This is a genomic window from Streptomyces cavernae, from assembly GCF_004023625.1.
Classification (GTDB): Bacteria; Actinomycetota; Actinomycetes; order Streptomycetales; family Streptomycetaceae; genus Streptomyces; species Streptomyces cavernae.
In genome coordinates, this window is sequence record NZ_RPDJ01000006.1 from 212198 (window position 1) to 229036 (window position 16839).

A 16839-nucleotide genomic window follows, 5' to 3' on the forward strand; every position below is an offset into this window, starting at 1 on the left:
CCGACGGCTCACAACCATGCGAGCCCCAAGCCCTACGGAGCATCGGGGGATGCACATGAACAGCGTTCCGCAGCACCTGATGAACGAGGACCGCCAGGATTACGAGCGGATCCTCGATGAGGCGCTGCGCTCCGCACCACACCGTCCGGAACCAGCCGCTGGCCGACAGCGGCTGAATACAGAACAGCTGCGCACCATGGCGCTCAACGCCACCGCAATCATCACGGCGGCCGCGGCGACCGAGTACCAGCACTACGTAAAGGTCCGCGAGGAACTGCGCCGTCCGGCGCCGTCCACCCCGCCCGTCCGTGACGGAACCAGCAGCTCCGCGGAGCAGGGTCCGGGCTCGGTGGGGCTCGCTGCCACCGTGGGCGAAGTCACGGAGACCGCGGGAGCCGGGGCGGTCGCAGTCGTCGCGGTGCTCGCACCCGTCCTCGCCGGGACGGCCGCCGCGATTTTCCTGCTCGTCGGCTACATCCTCAAGATGCTCACCCCCGAGCCGGCCTTCGCCCAGACACTGTTGACCACGGGATGGGTCTTCGGCGCCATCACCGCCGCGGCGATCCTGGTCGCGGCCGTCGGTCTCCTGCTCACCGCCCTGCGCAACAGCGCCTCCTCTCTTCAGGCGGACGCGCACGGCGAGTTGAACGAGGAGCTGACACACGCCAGGGAAGCCTGGCGTGAGGCGCTTCTGGAGCGCGGCATCCTGCCGTTTCTCCGGGACGCCCTCGCGGATCCGGCATCGGCGGCACTGGCCCGTCCGGCACCACCGGCACCGACGCCGACCGGCCGCATCCCCCACCTGGGCTACCACCGCCCGGGCTTCAGCAGCCCCGACGGAGGACCGGCCGCCGGCCCCCGCCCCAGCTTCACCAGCCCGGACTTCACCAGCCCGGACTTCGGGGGACCGGAGCACGCTCCCGAATAGGAGCCGTAACAGACTGATCGGCGGCAGACGCCCTGCCGCCGATCAGTCCCCTTTTTGTCCCTTGATACCGCACTGCCCCAATTATTCTCCGATTTCACGGCATCATGACTCCGTCACGCATCAGCAGCACCCCAACCCCTTGCTTTCACATGAAAATCGCCTACATTTCTATGCGCATAAAACCTCAGAATTCCCGCTGTTATATGAATTCGCAGGTGGGGTTGTTTTATGCACCGGCAGAGAGCATGCTATGTGCTATGTGGCAGACCATCATGAGGCACTTCGTACGAAGGCAAGCAGCATGAGGGCGTTGGGCAACCGGGCAGCTGGACTCACAGCCGAGAGCCCGGAGTCGCTCCGGTGGGCGGCAGACAGCCTAAGGGCGGACCGCCGAGAGGCCCAAAGCGGGGTGTCGGACCGCTTAGGGGCGGATAGCCTACCGACTGACAACGTCAGCTGCGTGGAGACGGAGAGCCCAGTGGTCCAGGAAGAGCCGGGATTCCAGCGAGCACGACTGCGCGACCGCCTGAAGAAGGCTAGGGAGAGCGCAGGAATGAAGCAGCGGGAGGTCGCCGAGCAGCTGGACTGGTCACCCTCGAAGGTGATCCGAATCGAGGCCGGAAGCGTGGGCGTGTCCGTCACCGACGTACGCGTCCTGCTGACGCACTACGGGATCACCGACCCGGAACAGGTCGCCGCACTGACCGAAATGGCACGGGCGGCCCGGCGTCCGCCGTGGTGGGCGAGCTTCCGCTCCTGGGTCTCACCGGACTTCGAGATGTACCTGGGATACGAGAGCTCCGCTTCAATCATTCGCAACTTCGAGTCCAACCTCGTACCCGGTTTGCTGCAGACCGAGGAATACGCCCGGGAGGTCCTGCAACGTCTCGGTACCGGTGACGAACGCATGGAACAGCTGGTGCAGCTTCGGCTCGAGCGTCAGGACCGCCTCATCCAACCCGATGGACCCGAAATCTTCTTCATCCTGGACGAAGCCGCGGTGCGCAGGATCGTTGGATCCGAGGGGACCATGAAAAAGCAGTACGAAAAACTGCTGACGGTTCATGAGATGCCGAACGTAACCGTGCTGACGGTCCCATTCAGCGCAGGCATCTACCCGCAGTTCCGTTCGCCGTATGTGCTCTTCGAGTTCCTCGGCGACGAAGACGACATGGTCGCCTATCTGGAAAACGCGGACGGCGAGGCGATTCTCAGCGAGAAAGCCCTGGGGCGTACATCACCCCGCCGTCCCACCGACTATCTGGACGACTTCTGGAAGGTCGAAAAGGGGGTGGCAACCGAGGTGACCAGGGATTTCCTGTTCGGCGAGTGAAGGCATGGGGAGCCGATGACGGATGAGATCACTGGCCGCGGTCCTGGCATCACCTCATCGACCAGCATCGCTCATGCGCCGGGTCCTACCGACGAGGAGGGTTCAGCGCCATCGAGACCCAGCAGAAAAGAAGACCAGGCATATGCACTGAAACCCAGAGAAGACCCGTCGGGGTCATGTGAATCGCGCACTGCTACATCACGGCCGATAGCTACTTCAACACAGTTCCCCTGGGCACTGTGCGAACTCTTTCGCCACCGGCCTTCAGTACCGTCGAGCCGCATGCAACCCCCATGTCCTAACCAAACGAGGTGGCGACGCCATCGCTTTCCAGCATCGAATTCAGTATGAGCGTCACCACCAGCACTGCCAAGAGACGACCGGGCGCACATCACATAATGATAAATGGAGGTAAATGCACTATAAACACATAAATCGCCAGCATGTTTGCACGAACAGTTGGCCGAAAAGAACCCGATTAATCACCGAACCAGCACAGCAAAAGGGAGCCCTGCGACCCAGCCGGCAAGCATCAGGCCGCGGACTCCCTCACGCCGAGCGTCCTCATCTGGCAAACCGAAAGGAGCTCTGTCATGGAGTCTAGCGACTCCATCGGAGAGGGCCACACCGCAAACACGACCAGCCGAAGGAACTGGAAGCAGAGGGCATCCGCTCTTGGCGCCAGTGTCTTTCTGGGGGGCGTGTGCAGCTTATGTGTCCGATGCGGTCACCGAGCTGCTGCACTGGCTCTGCACCAGATAACTGCCCCTTCTCACCACCGGCACCCAACAGGGCATGAGCGCCTGGCCGGAGTGCCGAGGCCCGCTGCCCACAGGGCCTCGGCACGGAGTGATCCCGCACCTGTCCGCCACTGAGGGGACGATTGGACCTTCCTGGTGGGGATCTCCGTGCTGCGCCGCGAAGCAACGGAAGGTATTAGGCCCGTTCCCGGACGAAGCGGAATGTACGGGGAAGCCAAAGCCGGCGGCATATGTCAGGCGATCGACGGCTTCCCGGCAGCGTCGGTCGCGGCCCGTACGAACTCGCGGATGCGTTCCGTGGTTCTTCCCACCAGCCAAACCAGTCCTCGTTCGATCGGCTGTGCGTCGTGAATGGGCACATAGGAAACATCCGGTCGTGGATAGTAGCGCCGTGAGTGCTCCCCGACGGGAAGGACGCCCCTGCCCATCGCAACCAGGGTGAGCATTTCGGAGAACGAACCTCCGACCGGCCCCCTGGGAACCGGCCTGCCCGATGGGGTGTGGTCCGGTGTGCGATCCCGCTTGAACGCCACTGAGGTCACCTCCGGATACTGCACAACAGGGTGTTCGGCGAGCACTTCGACCGAGACCGACTCCTCGCCGGCGAGCGGATGCCCCGCAGCGACGGCAAGCACCCGTTTCTCCGTCAGCAGTACGGGCCCACAAGCCATTCCGTCGAACGGGTACGAGGCGATGAGGACGTCCACCACGCCGTCTAGCAGGCTTGCACGGGAGTTGGACAGCTGCACTTCCCGTACCTCGACCCTGCAGTCCGGGTGACGCCGATTGAACAGACCGACCGCTTTCAGGAGCACAGGTGCCGTCCACTCGCCGAGGAAGGCGACCCGCAGCTCTCCTGTGACACCACGACTGGCATCGGTTGCCCTCCGGAGCGCCTCCTCCATCCCCGCGACCAGGGGTACCAGGTCATCGGCCAACTGCCGCCCAATCTCGGTGAGTCGAACCGCCCTGCTGGTCCGCTCGAACAGCGTGCCTCCGACCCTCCGTTCAACCTTCTTGATCAGCTGGCTGACCCGGCCGGTAGTGATCCGCAGGCGCTCGGCGGTACGGCCGAAGTGCAACTCCTCGGCAAGCGTCAGGAAGGCCTCGATCTCCACCCGCTCCAGCATGATCCCCCCGGCGTTTAATCAGGCTCAACGACCGTAAGCCCATTCCGCCTTGATGACGGTTGTCCCCGGCCGGATCGTAAGAGGCATCCACTCGGACCCGACCCCATAAGGAAAGCCTCATGACCTCCGACATCACCGCCTACCTGGGCGGGCTTGACGATCACCTGCGGGAAATCGGCCAGAAGCTGCGTCCCCTCATCGACGCGACCCTGCCGAATGGTGCCGGCAAGCTCTGGCACGGCCACCCGACGTGGAGTTTGGGCGACAAACCCGGCCGAACCCCGGTCTGTCTGCTCAAGGCGTACAACTCCTATGTCACCTTCGGGCTGTGGCGAGGCCAGGAGATCGTCGACGCGTCCGGGCGCCTGGTCCCCGGCGCTCGCCGGATGGCCTCCGTGAAGCTGATGAGTACCGACGACGTGGACCCCGTCCTCTTCACGAACTGGCTGCACAACGCCGTCGCCTTGGAGAAGAAGTGAGCTCTCCGCGCGTGAAGGCATTCGACCATCTGGTCCTCAACGTCGGGGATGTCGAGCGGTCCCTGGCCTTCTACACCGGACTGCTCGGTCTGGAACCGGTACGCGTCGCCGAGTGGCGGGCCGGGAAGGTCCCCTTCCCGTCAGTGAGAATCACCTCCGAGACCATCATCGACCTGGCCTCTCGCCCTCGGGGAGAGTCCAATATCGACCACATCTGTCTCACCGTGGAGCCTCTGGACTGGGACGCGTTCATCGCGGCGGGAGCCTTCACCGTCCTCGAAGGCCCTGTTGAGCGCTTTGGCGCACGAGGCTCCGCCACGTCGGTCTACGTGCAGGATCCGGACGGCAACACGGTGGAGCTCCGCATGTACCCGCAGGACGCCGTCCCGGCGTGACCGGCCCGGAGGTCCCGGTCAGGGTGGGTAAGACCTAGACCGGGACCCTGGCGGCGAGCGGTCGGATCAGTATCGGACGTTTCAGTCCGCCATGGGCAGGTACACCCGGTTCCCGCTCGCCGCGAACTCCTTCGACTTCTGGAGCATCCCCTCAGCGATCTGCTCAGCAGACGCCCCATCTACCGCCGCGCCACCGAACCGCTCTGTGATGCTTTGGCTGATCTTCATCGAGCAGAACTTCGGCCCGCACATCGAGCAGAAGTGAGCTGTCTTGGCCGGCTCCGCGGGGAGCGTCTCGTCGTGGAAGTCACGGGCCGTGTCCGGGTCGAGGGCCAGATTGAACTGGTCCTCCCAGCGGAACTCGAAGCGGGCGTCCGACAGCGCGTCGTCCCACTCCTGTGCCCCCGGGTGCCCCTTCGCGAGGTCCGCCGCGTGAGCCGCGATCTTGTAGGTGATGACGCCGGTCTTGACGTCGTCACGGTTGGGCAGGCCCAAGTGCTCCTTGGGCGTGACGTAGCAGAGCATCGCCGTGCCCCACCACGCGATCATCGCGGCGCCTATACCTGACGTGATGTGGTCGTAGGCCGGGGCGACGTCCGTGGTCAGCGGGCCGAGCGTATAGAACGGGGCCTCCTCGCAGATCTCTTGCTGAAGGTCGATGTTCTCCTTGATCTTGTGCATCGGGACGTGTCCCGGTCCCTCGATCATGGTCTGTACATTGAAGCTCTTCGCGATCCGGTTGAGTTCTCCCAGCGTCCGCAACTCTGCGAACTGTGCCTCGTCGTTGGCGTCCGCGATCGAACCGGGGCGCAGACCGTCGCCCAGCGAGTACGTGACGTCATACGCCGCGAGGATCTCGCAGAGTTCCTCGAAGTTCTCGTAGAGGAACGACTCCTTGTGGTGTGCCAGGCACCAGGCCGCCATGATCGAACCGCCGCGGGAGACGATGCCGGTCTTGCGGTTCGCGGTCAGCGGCACGTACGGCAGACGCACGCCCGCATGGACCGTCATGTAGTCCACGCCTTGTTCGGCCTGCTCGATGACCGTGTCCTTGTAGATCTCCCAGGTGAGCTCCTCGGCGCGGCCGTCGACCTTCTCCAGGGCCTGGTAGAGCGGAACCGTGCCGATCGGCACGGGGGAGTTGCGCAGCACCCATTCGCGTGTGGTGTGGATGTTGCGGCCCGTGGAGAGATCCATGACCGTATCGGCTCCCCAACGGGTCGCCCAGGTCATCTTCTCGACCTCCTCCTCGATGGAGGAGGTGACCGCCGAGTTGCCGATGTTGGCGTTGACCTTCACCAGGAAACGCTTGCCGATGATCATCGGCTCGATCTCCGGGTGATTGACGTTCGAGGGCAGCACCGCACGCCCGGCCGCGATCTCCTCACGTACGACCTCGGGCGAGACGTTCTCCCTGACGGCCACAAATTCCATCTCGGGTGTGATCTCCCCGCGACGGGCGTACGCGAGCTGGGTCACGGCCTTGCCGTCTCGGCTGCGGCGCGGCTGCCGCGACCGCCCCGGAAACACCGCGTCGAGGTTGCGCAGCCCGCCTCGAGGCGAGGTGTGCTTGATCCCGTCGTCCTCGGGTCGGACGGGACGGCCCGCGTACTCCTCGGTGTCACCGCGGGCGATGATCCAGCTCTCACGCAGCGGGGACAGGCCCCTGCGCACATCGGTGTCGACGGTCGGATCGGTGTACGGGCCGGAGGTGTCGTAGAGCGTCACCGACTGCCCGTTGGTGAGGTGCACCTGGCGGACCGGCACCCGCAGATCGGGGCGTGAGCCCTCGACATATGCCTTGTGCCAGCCGATGGACTTCCCGGCCTCGCCGTCCTGGGACGCGGCAGACGAAGGAAATGCCCCGTCCGTCCGGTTGGAGGCAGGCGTGCGTGCGTCCTTGTTGGTCATGAGACCTACTCCCTACGCCGGCATTACCCGGTAACAGGTTCAGCGGTCGACGCAGCAATTTCCGCCCGTCGATGTTCCACGTGAAACATCGCGTATGCGGAGGTCAGCGCCCTCTCAGCCCGGTGCTCCGAGCTCCCGCGTGTGCAAAAGTCCCTCCACGCTAGCGTTAGATGTGGCGCGGTGAACAGTGGGCCCGCGTTGTTCTTGCGATGATCGGGCGGTGACCACGACGCAACAGTCCTCGTTCCCTTCCGAGCCCCCGCACGGCCACGGTGCCGGCGGGTCCTCCGGCCATGAACCCGGGAACACACGGGGTTACGGGCCTGGCGGCGGCCACGGCCCGGTAGCTGCGGGTGGGCATGGGCCCTTCCATGGTGACCGGCACGGGCCTGGCGAACCAGGTGGACACGGAGAACACGGCGGCTCCGGGCCCAACGGCTCTGGCGGACACGGCGGCTCCGGTGACCAAGGCGGACCGGGCGGTTCCGGCGGCCAGGGCGGGCACGGCGGGCACGGCCCAGATGATGGACACGGCCATGGTCATTCCCACTCACACAGCCACGGCCCTGCCGCCCCCGTCTCCCAGCATCTGCGCAAGGTGATCGCCGCCGTACTGATCCCGTTCGCCACGGCGGTCGTCGTGGGGCTCCTGGTGCTCTGGCCGGGCGGCGCCCCCGACCACAAGCGCACGGGTGTCGGCTTCGACCGGCAGACCCAGCAGGCGACGGTCACCAAGGTCGTCGAGGTGGACTGCAAGTCGGTGAACGCCTCGGCTGACACCCCGACCGGCGACACCTCCACCGCGGAGGGCAGTTCGGCTCAGCAGCAGGCGACGGGCACCTGCAAGAAGGCGACGATCCGCGTAGACACGGGCAAGGACGAGGGCCGCACCTTCACCGAGATCGTCCAGCCGGACCAGTCGCGACAACTGAAGGAGGGCCAGGAGGTCGTCGTCGCGTACGAGCCGTCCGCGCCCAAGGAACTCCAGTACTCGGTCGCTGACGTGAATCGCAAGTTCCCCATGATTCTGCTCGCCGGGATCTTCGCGCTCGTCGTCGTGGTGGTGGGCCGGATGCGCGGTCTGATGGCCCTGATCGCGCTGGCCATCAGCTTCCTGGTACTGACCCTCTTCATCCTGCCTGCGATTCTGCAGGGATCGAACCCGCTGATAGTGGCCGTGGTGGGCTCGAGCGCGATCATGCTGATCGCCCTGTACATGTGCCACGGCCTCTCCGCCCGAACGTCGGTGGCTGTGCTAGGCACCCTGGTCTCGCTGCTGCTGATCGGTGTGCTCGGCTCGCTGTTCATAGGATGGGCGGCGCTCACCGGCAACACCGACGACAACACAGGTCTGATCCACGGTCTGTACCCGACGATCGACATGAGCGGTCTGCTGCTGGCGGGCGTCATCATCGGTTCGCTCGGTGTCCTGGACGATGTGACGGTGACGCAGACGTCCGCGGTCTGGGAACTGCACGCGGCCAACCCGTCCATGGGCTGGCGGGGCCTGTACCGCGCGGCCATCCGCATCGGACGCGACCACATCGCGTCGGTCGTCAATACGCTCGTCCTCGCCTACGCGGGCGCCGCGTTGCCACTCCTGCTGCTCTTCTCGATCGCCCAGAGCAGCGTGGGCACGGTCGCCAACAGCGAGCTGGTCGCCGAGGAGATCGTACGGACCCTCATCGGCTCGATCGGTCTGGTCGCCTCCGTCCCCGTGACGACGGCGCTGGCCGCGTTGGTGGTGTCCGCGGACCGGCCCGGCCCCGAGACCGCCGCAGCGGGGTCCACCGAGACCACGGGAGCCCTGCCTCTGGTCCGCGGCGGCCACGGCCGACGCCGCAAGCGCTGAGTCACCCGGTGTGCACCGTCACCACGCATGCCGAGTCGCCGAACCGGTCGGCCGCCGAACTGCGGAGCCTCGAGGCGCCGACGCCCTCATCCCCAAATGCGCATGCGCATGCGCATGCGAGGAAGCGTTACTCCAAATGGGTGCCGAAGCGTTACGCCTCCCCAGGTCAGGAGGCAGTCAGCCCGTGCTCTGCTCCTCCGCGAGGATGCGGTCCAGCGCCTCGTCGAGATGTGAGTCGAAGTCCGCGAGCGAGCGTTCCTGACCGAGCGGCACCAGCTTGTCGGTGCGGTCGAGGAACGTGATCAACGGCGCCGCACCACAGCGGAACAGCGCCTGGTCGACGCCTACCTGGAGCCGGATGAGGACATCGCCGACCGTGTCGGAGTCCGCCGGCTCGATCCGTACATCGCCGTCCCCGCAGGCCTCACCCATACCGTCGATCAGCAACTCCCGTCCGAAGGTCCAGGTCACCGGTGCATCACCGGGCAGATGGAAGGTGAGCCGGACGGCATAGGGATCGCAGGTCTCGTATCCGAGCTCCACCGGGATCCGGAAGGACAGCTCCTCCGATACCAGAAAGCTCATCATGACCTCTGCCTCTACCGACTCGCGCATCGCCTACCCCGTCGTTTGCCTTCGACTGGCCGGGAACCCTCCGTCCCCCGGACACTGGTGAGATATTGCTCAACGTACACAGCAGATCACAAGGAGTGAGTTTTCAGATGCCGATAGAGAGCGCGAAGGTTCCCATCAGCCTGCCGATCTCCGCCTGCAGTCGCCGTGCCGCGGGCAGCAGCCGTTCGGCCTGATGCGCCGGAAGCGAAAGCGCGATCGCCCCAGCCGTGTCCCCCGCGGTGACAGGTAGCGCGGCGCATACCGTCCCGAGTGCGTACTCCTGCCGCTCCGTGATGGGCCGCATACGCGAAATGCCGTCCAGCCGCCTCAGCAGCGCCTGGTTGTCGCGGACGGTGTACGGGGTGATCGACCGCACCGGATAGCGGTCCAGGTGGTCCCGCCGGGCCTCGTCGTCGAGCTGGTAGAGCAGACACTGGCCGATCGCGTGGGCATGCCCCGTCTCGCGGAAGTCGGCCCACTCCGCCACGGCGGGGTTGCCGGGGGTGTCGGCGACGCCCATGACGTCGATCTCTCCCTCGCGGTAGACCGCGAAGTACACGGGCACACCGATGGCGTCGCGCCAGTGGGCCAGAGCGTCGCTCAGTATGCCGCGACGTTTCTGCTGAGCCCCGTTGCCACACAGTCGTTCGGTGGCCTCACCGAGGAAGAACAGCCCCTTCTCCCGGCGTAGATAGCCCTCGTGCGTCAGGGTGCGCAGCAGGTGGTACGCCGTGGGGAGGGCGATCCCGACCTCGCGGGCCAGTTGCTTCGCCGGGGCCCCGTGCTCGTGCGCCGCGGCGGACTCCAGCAGGCGCAGTGCCCGCTGCACGGAGCCGATGAGGGTCGTGGGGTGGAGGTCGGCGGTTGTGGTTTCGGCCAGGGCCAAGGGTTACTCCGGAGCGTGTGCGGTCCCGTGCGGGGAGGCCCGGGAGGGAATGTGCGCCACACCGGGGGAGCAACCCCGCGTCGAATTCCGGACTTTAACCGCCTGTCACGGCCACCGGTCGGCCCCGTCGGGGAAGTTCCCCCGCCCGAGGGAACTTCGGCTTCCTGTTACCGCCCACCCTTGCCTGTGCCTCCCGGGGCCCCTTCTACCAGTCGCTGCGCGATGAGGAGCTCGCCATGAACTTCCGCACCACGTAGATCAGTCCGCCGACGATGGCGACGAAGAGCAGCAGCTTGAAGAGCAAACCGACCACGAATCCGACGACAGTCGCGATCATGCCGCCGAACACGACCAGCGCGATGACCGGCACCGCGACCCACTTCACCCACCACGGCATTCCCGCGAAAATCTCCCGCATCGTCCTTGTCCTTGTCTCTCCCAGGCAGTTCTGCGTCCGACGCATCCTGCGCAACTGTGACTTCGTGCTGTCGATGCTAGGGGCCCGGTGAGATCAACAGGGGCCTCGGATCCCTTGTCAACCCCTGATCGTTCCCCTAGGGAACCCCGAGCCGCGGCTCAGCTCTCAGGGGGAGAGAACACCACCAGGACCCGTAGATCCTCGGTGATGTGGTGGAACTTGTGTGCGACGCCGGCCGGGACGTAGACGACGCTGCCGCGCGCCACCTGCGTGGTCTCCATTCCGACCGTGATCGAGGCCCGTCCGCTGACGACGAAGTACACCTCGTCCTGCCGGTGTGGGTTCTGCGGGTCTGGCTGGCCCGCGTTGAGTGCGTAGAGGCCGACCGACATGTTCCTCTCCCGCAGGAACTGCAGGTAGGCACCGTCGTTGGCGGCGCGTTCCGCCTCCAGTTCGTCCAACCGGAATGCCTTCATCAGCCTCGTCCGCCTCGCCTGTATCCGTAGCCGATCTCGTCTGCCACGATCAGACACATGAAGAATTTCCTAGTCAAGACGATCGCCAACGCGGGGGCCCTGGCCGTCGCCGTGTGGGTGCTGGACAAGATCACCCTGACGGGTGACAGCGCCGGCAAGGAGATCGGCACGCTGATCGTCGTCGCGCTGCTGTTCGGTCTGGTGAACTTCCTGGTCAAACCGATCGTGAAGGTCCTCACCTTCCCGTTGTTCGTCCTGACGCTGGGCCTGATAACCCTGGTGGTCAACGCCCTGATGCTGCTGCTCACGTCCTGGCTGGCGGGCGTGCTCGACCTGAGCTTCCACGTCGAGGGCTTCTGGACCGCGGTCGTCGGCGGTCTGATCATCTCCGTCGTCTCCTGGGCGCTGCACGTCGTGCTGCCCGACGAGGACTGAGTGTCCCCGATGTCCTTCCACGTCTGTTTCGTCTGCACCGGCAACATCTGCCGTTCACCGATGGCCGAATCCGTCTTCCGCGCACGGATCGAGGAGGCGGGGCTCGAGAGCCTGGTCGAGGTCGACAGCGCGGGAACCGGAGGCTGGCACGAGGGCGACGGAGCCGACCCGCGCGCCGTCGCCGTCCTGGAGGCGAACGGCTACGGCGGCGCTCACACCGCCCGCCAGTTCCACGCCGAGTGGTTCTCCCGCCTCGACCTGGTGATCGCCCTGGACTCGGGCCATCTGCGCGCCCTGCGCCGCCTTGCCCCCACTCCGGCGGACGCCGACAAGGTCCGGCTGCTGCGCTCCTACGACCCGGCCGCCACCCCGGACCACGACCTCGACGTTCCGGACCCCTATTACGGGGACATGGACGGCTTCGAGGAGTGTCTTGAAATGGTGGAGGCGGCGAGCGACGGCCTGCTCGCCGCGGTACGGGACCAAGTGGAGGGACAGGCGGCATGACGTCCGGGGAATTCGGTGCCAGGGCTGGCGGCGGAAAACGGATCGGCGACGGCACACGCGCTGTGCGGGCCGGGCTTCCGGAACCCGTCAAGCACGAACCGGCCCTCCCCGGCCCTGTCTTCGCCGCCCACTTCCACCTCCCCGGCGAACCCACCGGCGGCTATGCCTACGGGCGCGACGAGAACCCCACCTGGACCCATCTGGAGCGGGCCGTCAGCGAGTTGGAGGCCCCCGGACAGGACGGCGTCGAGACCCTGGCCTTCGCCTCCGGGATGGCCGCCGTCTCGGCCGTCGTCTTCTCCCAATTGCGCGCCGGCGATGCCGTGGTCCTGCCCGGCGACGGATACCAGGCGCTGCCCCTGCTCCGGGAGCAGCTCACCGCTTACGGGATCGAGGTGCGCACCGCGCCGACCGCGGGTGACGCCCAGCTCGAGGTCCTCGACGGCGCCGACCTGCTGTGGATCGAGACCCCGTCGAATCCCGGGCTCGACGTGTGCGACGTTCGACGGCTCGCCGCGGCGGCGCACGCTCAGGGCGCCCTCGTCGCCGTGGACAACACCCTGGCGACTCCGCTCGGCCAGCGGCCCCTCGAACTGGGAGCCGACTTCACCGTCGCCAGCGGTACCAAGATGCTGACCGGGCACGGAGACCTCCTGCTGGGGTACGTCACCGGCCACGACGCCGACCGGATGGCCGCTGTCCGGCGCTGGCGCAAGATCGCCGGGGCGATCCCGGGTCCCATGGAAGCCTGGCTCGCGCACCGCTCGCTGGCCACCCTCCAGCTGCGCGCCGACCGGCAGACCGCCAACGCCCTGGCGCTCGCCGAGGCCCTGCGTGACCGGCCCGACGTCGTGACCGCGGTGCGCTATCCGGGGCTGCACGGCGACCCGTCGTACGAGATCGCTTCGAAGCAGATGGAGCGTTACGGGTGCGTGGTGTCGTTCTCGTTGCCCGCACGCGCGCGTGCCGAGCGTTTTCTCGACGCGCTGCGGCTGGTGGACGACGCGACGAGTTTCGGCGGGGTGCGATCCACCGCCGAACGACGTCGCCGGTGGGGCGGGGACGCGGTGCCGGAGGGCTTCATCCGGCTCTCGGCCGGGATCGAGGACCCGCAGGACCTCGTGGCGGATGTCCTGCGTGCGCTGGACGAATCGGCTCAGGTGACGGATTCCTGAGCACCGGCGGCGTCTGGCGAGGCCGACGGGCTGTCAGCGGCAGGAAGCGGGACCGACGCCGCAGCGTGTGGCGGACGGTCCGAGCCTCCCCCCTCGTGGCTCGGACCGTCCCGGTTCCGCGCGCGAAGAACCGCCCGTACAAGGCTAGTTGACTCTGTGTCAGTGTCCAATCACAGTAGCGACAGAGACCTATCGACTTATTTATAGTTGGGCGCGGTCGCGGGGGCCGGAGGGACGGGGAAGGGATCAGGCACCATGGATCTGGCCTTGCTGCGCACGTTCGTGACCGTGCACCGGGCCGGCTCCTTCACGCGTGCCGCCGCGTTGCTTGGCCTCTCACAACCCGCGGTCACCTCGCAGATCCGCACCCTGGAGCGGCAACTCGGTCGGCCGCTGTTCCTGCGCCAGGCCCGCGGGGTGACTCCGACGTCGATCGGCGACGAACTCGCTCACAAGGCCGCGCCGCATCTCGACGCCTTGGTGGAGATCGCCGAGACCGGGATCGACGACGACTCCTTCTTACGCACCCTGCACCTCGCCGGGCCGCCTGAGTTCACCGCCGAACGCGCCGTGCCCGCACTCACCTCGCTCACTGGCGACGACGGTCAGGGGTTCGCCCTGCGCGCCTCCTTCGGAAACGCCGAGGAAACCCTCGAGGGACTCGCCGCGGGGCACCATGATCTGGCCATCACCACAGCCCAGCCACGTGGCGCACTGCTCACGGCGACTGCGCTCTGCGACGAAGAGCACGTCCTGGTGGCCGCCCCGCGTTGGGTCGCCCGCCTCGGCTCCACAAAGCTGCGCCGCAAGGGCGCCCAGGCTCTGAAGGACCTGCCGGTGGTCGAGGTCCATGAGTCATTGCCGTTCGTCTCCCGCTACTGGGCCACCGTCTTCGACTCCCGTCCATCCGCCTCGGGCACCGTCATCGTGCCGGATCTTCGTGCGGTCCTCGCCTGCGCCGTCAAAGGGGCCGGGCTGGCCGTACTGCCCCGCTATCTGTGCGCGCCCGCGCTGGAGCGCGGCGAGGTCGCGGAACTGCTGGATCCCCCCGTTCCGCCGCTTCGCACTTACTTCCTGGTGGTGCGCACGGGCACACTGGCCATGCCACATATCGCGCGGGCGCACGAATGGCTGCTGCGCGCCGCCGTCACCTGGAGTTGACCGGCGCCCCCGCGAGTGTTCGCGATGTTTCACGTGGAACCAGGAAGGCCACATTTCTCCCATGACCGTCCGACCCGTGGTCAAGCGCACCGCACGCGCAATCCTGCTCGATGGCGACGATCTGATCCTGATCAAACGGACGAAGCCCGGCGTCGATCCCTACTGGGTCACTCCTGGAGGCGGGGTCGAACCGGACGACGCGACCGTCGTCGACGCACTCCACCGTGAAGTGCACGAGGAACTCGGTGCCAAGATCGTCGATGTCGTCCCCTGTTTCGTCGACACGGTCGAGCACATCGGTGAGGACGGCGGAGCGACCGGTGTGAAGGTGCAGCACTTCTTCGTCTGCCGCCTGGAGTCCATCGACACGGCGCTGCGCCACGGCCCGGAGGTCGAGGAACCGTCCGGCGAGTACGAGATAGTGCGGGTGCCGTTCACCCGGGTCGGAATCGCCTCGGTCCATCTGGTGCCCCTGTCGCTTCGGCACTATCTCGACGGCAACATCGAGGGCGTAAGGGCGCTGCACGCCCCCGACCTGGGATGAGGCTCTGAACGCGCGGCTAGGGCTCCAGCCCGACCAGTTCCTCCACCGCGTCATGGCGAATCCGCTGCGGCGCGACGCCCGCCTCCCGCAGGGCCGTCACCCCGTTGCGGATCATGCCGGGCGGGCCGGAGAGATAGGCGTCGTACTCGTGCCACGGCCCGTACTGCCGCACGGCATCCGGGAGCTGGAGATGGGCCTGCTGGTCGACGACCGGGCGTACAGCGAGCCACGAGTGGCTCTGCTGGAGCCGGAGCATGGTGTCGATGTCATACAGGTCGACGTCGGTGCGGGCGCCGTAGAAGACCTCCACGGGGCGCCTCGTCCCGTGCTCGGCGATGTCCTCGACGAGTGCCTTGATGGGCGCTATCCCGGTGCCGCCGCCCAGGCAGAGCAGTCCGCTGCCGCTGTTGTGGTCCACGGTCATCGAGCCGCCCGGCGGGCCGAGCCGGATGACGTCGCCGGGGCGGGCCCGGTGCACCAGCGCGTTGGAGACCCAGCCCGCCGGGATCGCCTTGACGTGGAACGACAGCAGCCCGTCGGAACGGGGTGCGGCGGCGAAGGAGTAGTGCCGCCATATGCGCGGCCACCAGGGCGTCTCCAGGCTGGTGTACTGACCGGCGAGGAAGGGGTACGGCTGATCGGGGCGGACGGAGATGATCGCGACGTCAGGGGTTCTCAGCTCGTGCGAGACGACTTCGGCGTGCCACCAGGCAGGGGCAGTCAGCTCATCCTCTGCCGCTGAGTCGATCATCACCTGCGAGATCGTCGTGTACGCCCGGACCCACGCGGCTTCCGTTTCCTCGTCCCACACCGCCGACGCATATCTGCTCAGGGCTCCGATCAGGCACTCACCGACGGCCGGGTAGTGCTCGGCCCGGGTCCCGTACTTGCGATGACCTCGGCCGAGGTTCTTCAGATAGGCGACGAGCACCTCGGTGTTGTCGATGTGCTCGGACGCTGTCATCAGTGCCTTGAGGAGCCGGTCGCGCTGGGTGTCCATGGCGGCCGGGAACAGTGATCGCAGATCCGGGTGGCGCACGAAGAGAAGGGCGTAGAAGTACGAGGTGACCTTGTCGGCGACGGGACCGATCTCGGCCATGGTTCGGCGGATGAGGATGGCATCCGGAGAAGCGTCCACCGTGCTCTCGAAGCCTGGGGCCGAATCGGGGTAGGGCGCGGTTCCGGAGGCTGGGTCCGCAGGCTCGGTCTGCGCCTGTGTACCGGGCTGTCCGGCGCCGTCGTCAGGCCGTGAGGTGGGTGCCGGCACGGTCTGTGTCTCTGCGGCCTGCATGGGCGTGGGCGTGGGCGCCGCGGACACGGGCCCCGAGTGCCAGGCGTGTCCGGACGCCGCAGACATAGGGCCCGAGTGCCAGGCGTGCCCCCCCGACGCCGCGGATACGGACAGCGACTCGGAGGTCTGCTGCGGGGCCTGTTCCTGGGCTGCCAGGGACGGAGCCAGGGGCTGCTGAGGCTCGGCCAGGGGCGAGTCGGCCCGTGCCGGACCGCTTTGGAAGGGGGATGGCTGTGGGGAGGGCGCCTCGGGCGCAGGCGCCGGGCGTGGCGTCTCAGGTGCTGGGCGGGACGGCTCGGCCGGCTCCGTGGCGGGATCGGCCGTCGGCGGTATTCGCTGCGTCGCACCGCTGTCTTTGGAGGCGGGCCGACCCACCGGACGCATGGAAGCCAGCCGGTTGCCCTCCGCCGTCTCCTGGCCCCCGCCCGTCGGCGTGTCCGGCTGTTTGCGCGGCTTGAACCAGCCGCTCCCGCCGTTACCGCCGGAACTGCCGTTGTCGGCCGACGCGGTGGTCGGAGCGTCCATGTTGTGCCTCGCCTCGA

The 16839-nt window shown here is 66.9% G+C and carries 18 protein-coding genes; 10 read left to right on the forward strand and 8 right to left on the reverse strand.

Going from position 1 to position 16839, the window contains the following annotated elements:
* Positions 1-49: 49 nt before the first annotated feature.
* Together EF387_RS17470 and EF387_RS17475 are read left to right on the forward strand one after the other, a co-directional pair.
* Positions 50-928, forward strand: a complete 879-nt coding sequence (locus tag EF387_RS17470; protein ID WP_128377476.1) for a hypothetical protein — start codon at positions 50-52, stop codon at positions 926-928.
* A gap of 460 nt (positions 929-1388) precedes the next feature.
* Complete coding sequence (locus EF387_RS17475) at positions 1389-2261, forward strand: helix-turn-helix domain-containing protein (protein ID WP_162467159.1); 873 nt, start codon at positions 1389-1391, stop codon at positions 2259-2261.
* Between the two features lie 71 nt (positions 2262-2332).
* Here EF387_RS17475 and EF387_RS17480 read toward each other — a convergent pair whose 3' ends face one another.
* Together EF387_RS17480 and EF387_RS17485 are read right to left on the reverse strand one after the other, a co-directional pair.
* Entirely contained in the window at positions 2333-2653 is a 321-nt protein-coding gene (locus EF387_RS17480) for a DUF397 domain-containing protein (protein WP_338058111.1), read from the reverse strand.
* Positions 2654-3255: 602 nt separating this feature from the next.
* On the reverse strand, positions 3256-4140 hold the full coding sequence (locus tag EF387_RS17485) for a LysR family transcriptional regulator (protein ID WP_238431566.1): 885 nt from the start codon (positions 4138-4140) through the stop codon (positions 3256-3258).
* A 131-nt stretch (positions 4141-4271) separates the two neighbouring features.
* Here EF387_RS17485 and EF387_RS17490 point away from each other — a divergent pair, with 131 nt between their 5' ends.
* Both EF387_RS17490 and EF387_RS17495 read left to right on the forward strand, forming a co-directional pair.
* Positions 4272-4631: a DUF1801 domain-containing protein gene (locus tag EF387_RS17490; protein ID WP_128377480.1), complete on the forward strand. Its 360-nt coding sequence runs from the start codon at positions 4272-4274 to the stop codon at positions 4629-4631.
* Positions 4628-5026 (forward strand): VOC family protein, encoded by a 399-nt coding sequence (locus EF387_RS17495; protein ID WP_128377481.1) that lies wholly within the window; start codon positions 4628-4630, stop codon positions 5024-5026. Before EF387_RS17490 ends, EF387_RS17495 begins: the two co-directional genes overlap by 4 nt.
* Before the next feature lie 81 nt (positions 5027-5107).
* Here EF387_RS17495 and thiC read toward each other — a convergent pair whose 3' ends face one another.
* Positions 5108-6937 (reverse strand): phosphomethylpyrimidine synthase ThiC, encoded by a 1830-nt coding sequence (thiC, locus tag EF387_RS17500; RefSeq protein WP_128377482.1) that lies wholly within the window; start codon positions 6935-6937, stop codon positions 5108-5110.
* 220 nt (positions 6938-7157) lie between these two features.
* Here thiC and EF387_RS17505 point away from each other — a divergent pair, with 220 nt between their 5' ends.
* On the forward strand, positions 7158-8789 hold the full coding sequence (locus EF387_RS17505; protein WP_128377483.1) for a YibE/F family protein: 1632 nt from the start codon (positions 7158-7160) through the stop codon (positions 8787-8789).
* Positions 8790-8966: 177 nt separating this feature from the next.
* Here the strand turns inward: EF387_RS17505 and EF387_RS17510 are convergent, their stop codons facing one another.
* The 4 genes from EF387_RS17510 to EF387_RS17525 form a co-directional block, all read right to left on the reverse strand.
* Complete coding sequence (locus EF387_RS17510; protein WP_128377484.1) at positions 8967-9404, reverse strand: SsgA family sporulation/cell division regulator; 438 nt, start codon at positions 9402-9404, stop codon at positions 8967-8969.
* Positions 9405-9507: 103 nt separating this feature from the next.
* The gene (locus tag EF387_RS17515) at positions 9508-10290 is read right to left on the reverse strand and encodes an IclR family transcriptional regulator (RefSeq protein WP_238431567.1); all 783 of its coding nucleotides are present in this window, start codon (positions 10288-10290) and stop codon (positions 9508-9510) included.
* 205 nt (positions 10291-10495) lie between these two features.
* Entirely contained in the window at positions 10496-10708 is a 213-nt protein-coding gene (locus tag EF387_RS17520; protein ID WP_128377485.1) for a DUF5326 family protein, read from the reverse strand.
* A 158-nt stretch (positions 10709-10866) separates the two neighbouring features.
* A complete protein-coding gene (locus EF387_RS17525) occupies positions 10867-11184 on the reverse strand; it encodes a cupin domain-containing protein (RefSeq protein WP_128377486.1) in 318 nt (105 codons plus the stop codon).
* Positions 11185-11241: 57 nt separating this feature from the next.
* Here EF387_RS17525 and EF387_RS17530 point away from each other — a divergent pair, with 57 nt between their 5' ends.
* The 5 genes from EF387_RS17530 (at position 11242) to EF387_RS17550 (ending at position 15006) form a co-directional block, all read left to right on the forward strand.
* Positions 11242-11619 carry a phage holin family protein gene (locus tag EF387_RS17530; protein WP_128377487.1) on the forward strand — a complete coding sequence of 126 codons (378 nt, stop codon included), beginning with the start codon at positions 11242-11244 and terminating at the stop codon, positions 11617-11619.
* Between the two features lie 9 nt (positions 11620-11628).
* Positions 11629-12126, forward strand: a complete 498-nt coding sequence (locus EF387_RS17535) for a low molecular weight protein-tyrosine-phosphatase (RefSeq protein WP_128377488.1) — start codon at positions 11629-11631, stop codon at positions 12124-12126.
* Positions 12123-13301: a cystathionine gamma-lyase gene (locus tag EF387_RS17540; protein ID WP_128377489.1), complete on the forward strand. Its 1179-nt coding sequence runs from the start codon at positions 12123-12125 to the stop codon at positions 13299-13301. Before EF387_RS17535 ends, EF387_RS17540 begins: the two co-directional genes overlap by 4 nt.
* A 255-nt stretch (positions 13302-13556) precedes the next feature.
* On the forward strand, positions 13557-14462 hold the full coding sequence (locus EF387_RS17545) for a LysR family transcriptional regulator (protein WP_128377490.1): 906 nt from the start codon (positions 13557-13559) through the stop codon (positions 14460-14462).
* A 61-nt stretch (positions 14463-14523) separates the two neighbouring features.
* Entirely contained in the window at positions 14524-15006 is a 483-nt protein-coding gene (locus EF387_RS17550) for an NUDIX domain-containing protein (protein ID WP_128377491.1), read from the forward strand.
* 16 nt (positions 15007-15022) lie between these two features.
* Here EF387_RS17550 and EF387_RS17555 read toward each other — a convergent pair whose 3' ends face one another.
* Positions 15023-16363 carry a globin domain-containing protein gene (locus EF387_RS17555; protein ID WP_420802587.1) on the reverse strand — a complete coding sequence of 447 codons (1341 nt, stop codon included), beginning with the start codon at positions 16361-16363 and terminating at the stop codon, positions 15023-15025.
* Positions 16364-16839 lie beyond the last annotated feature (476 nt).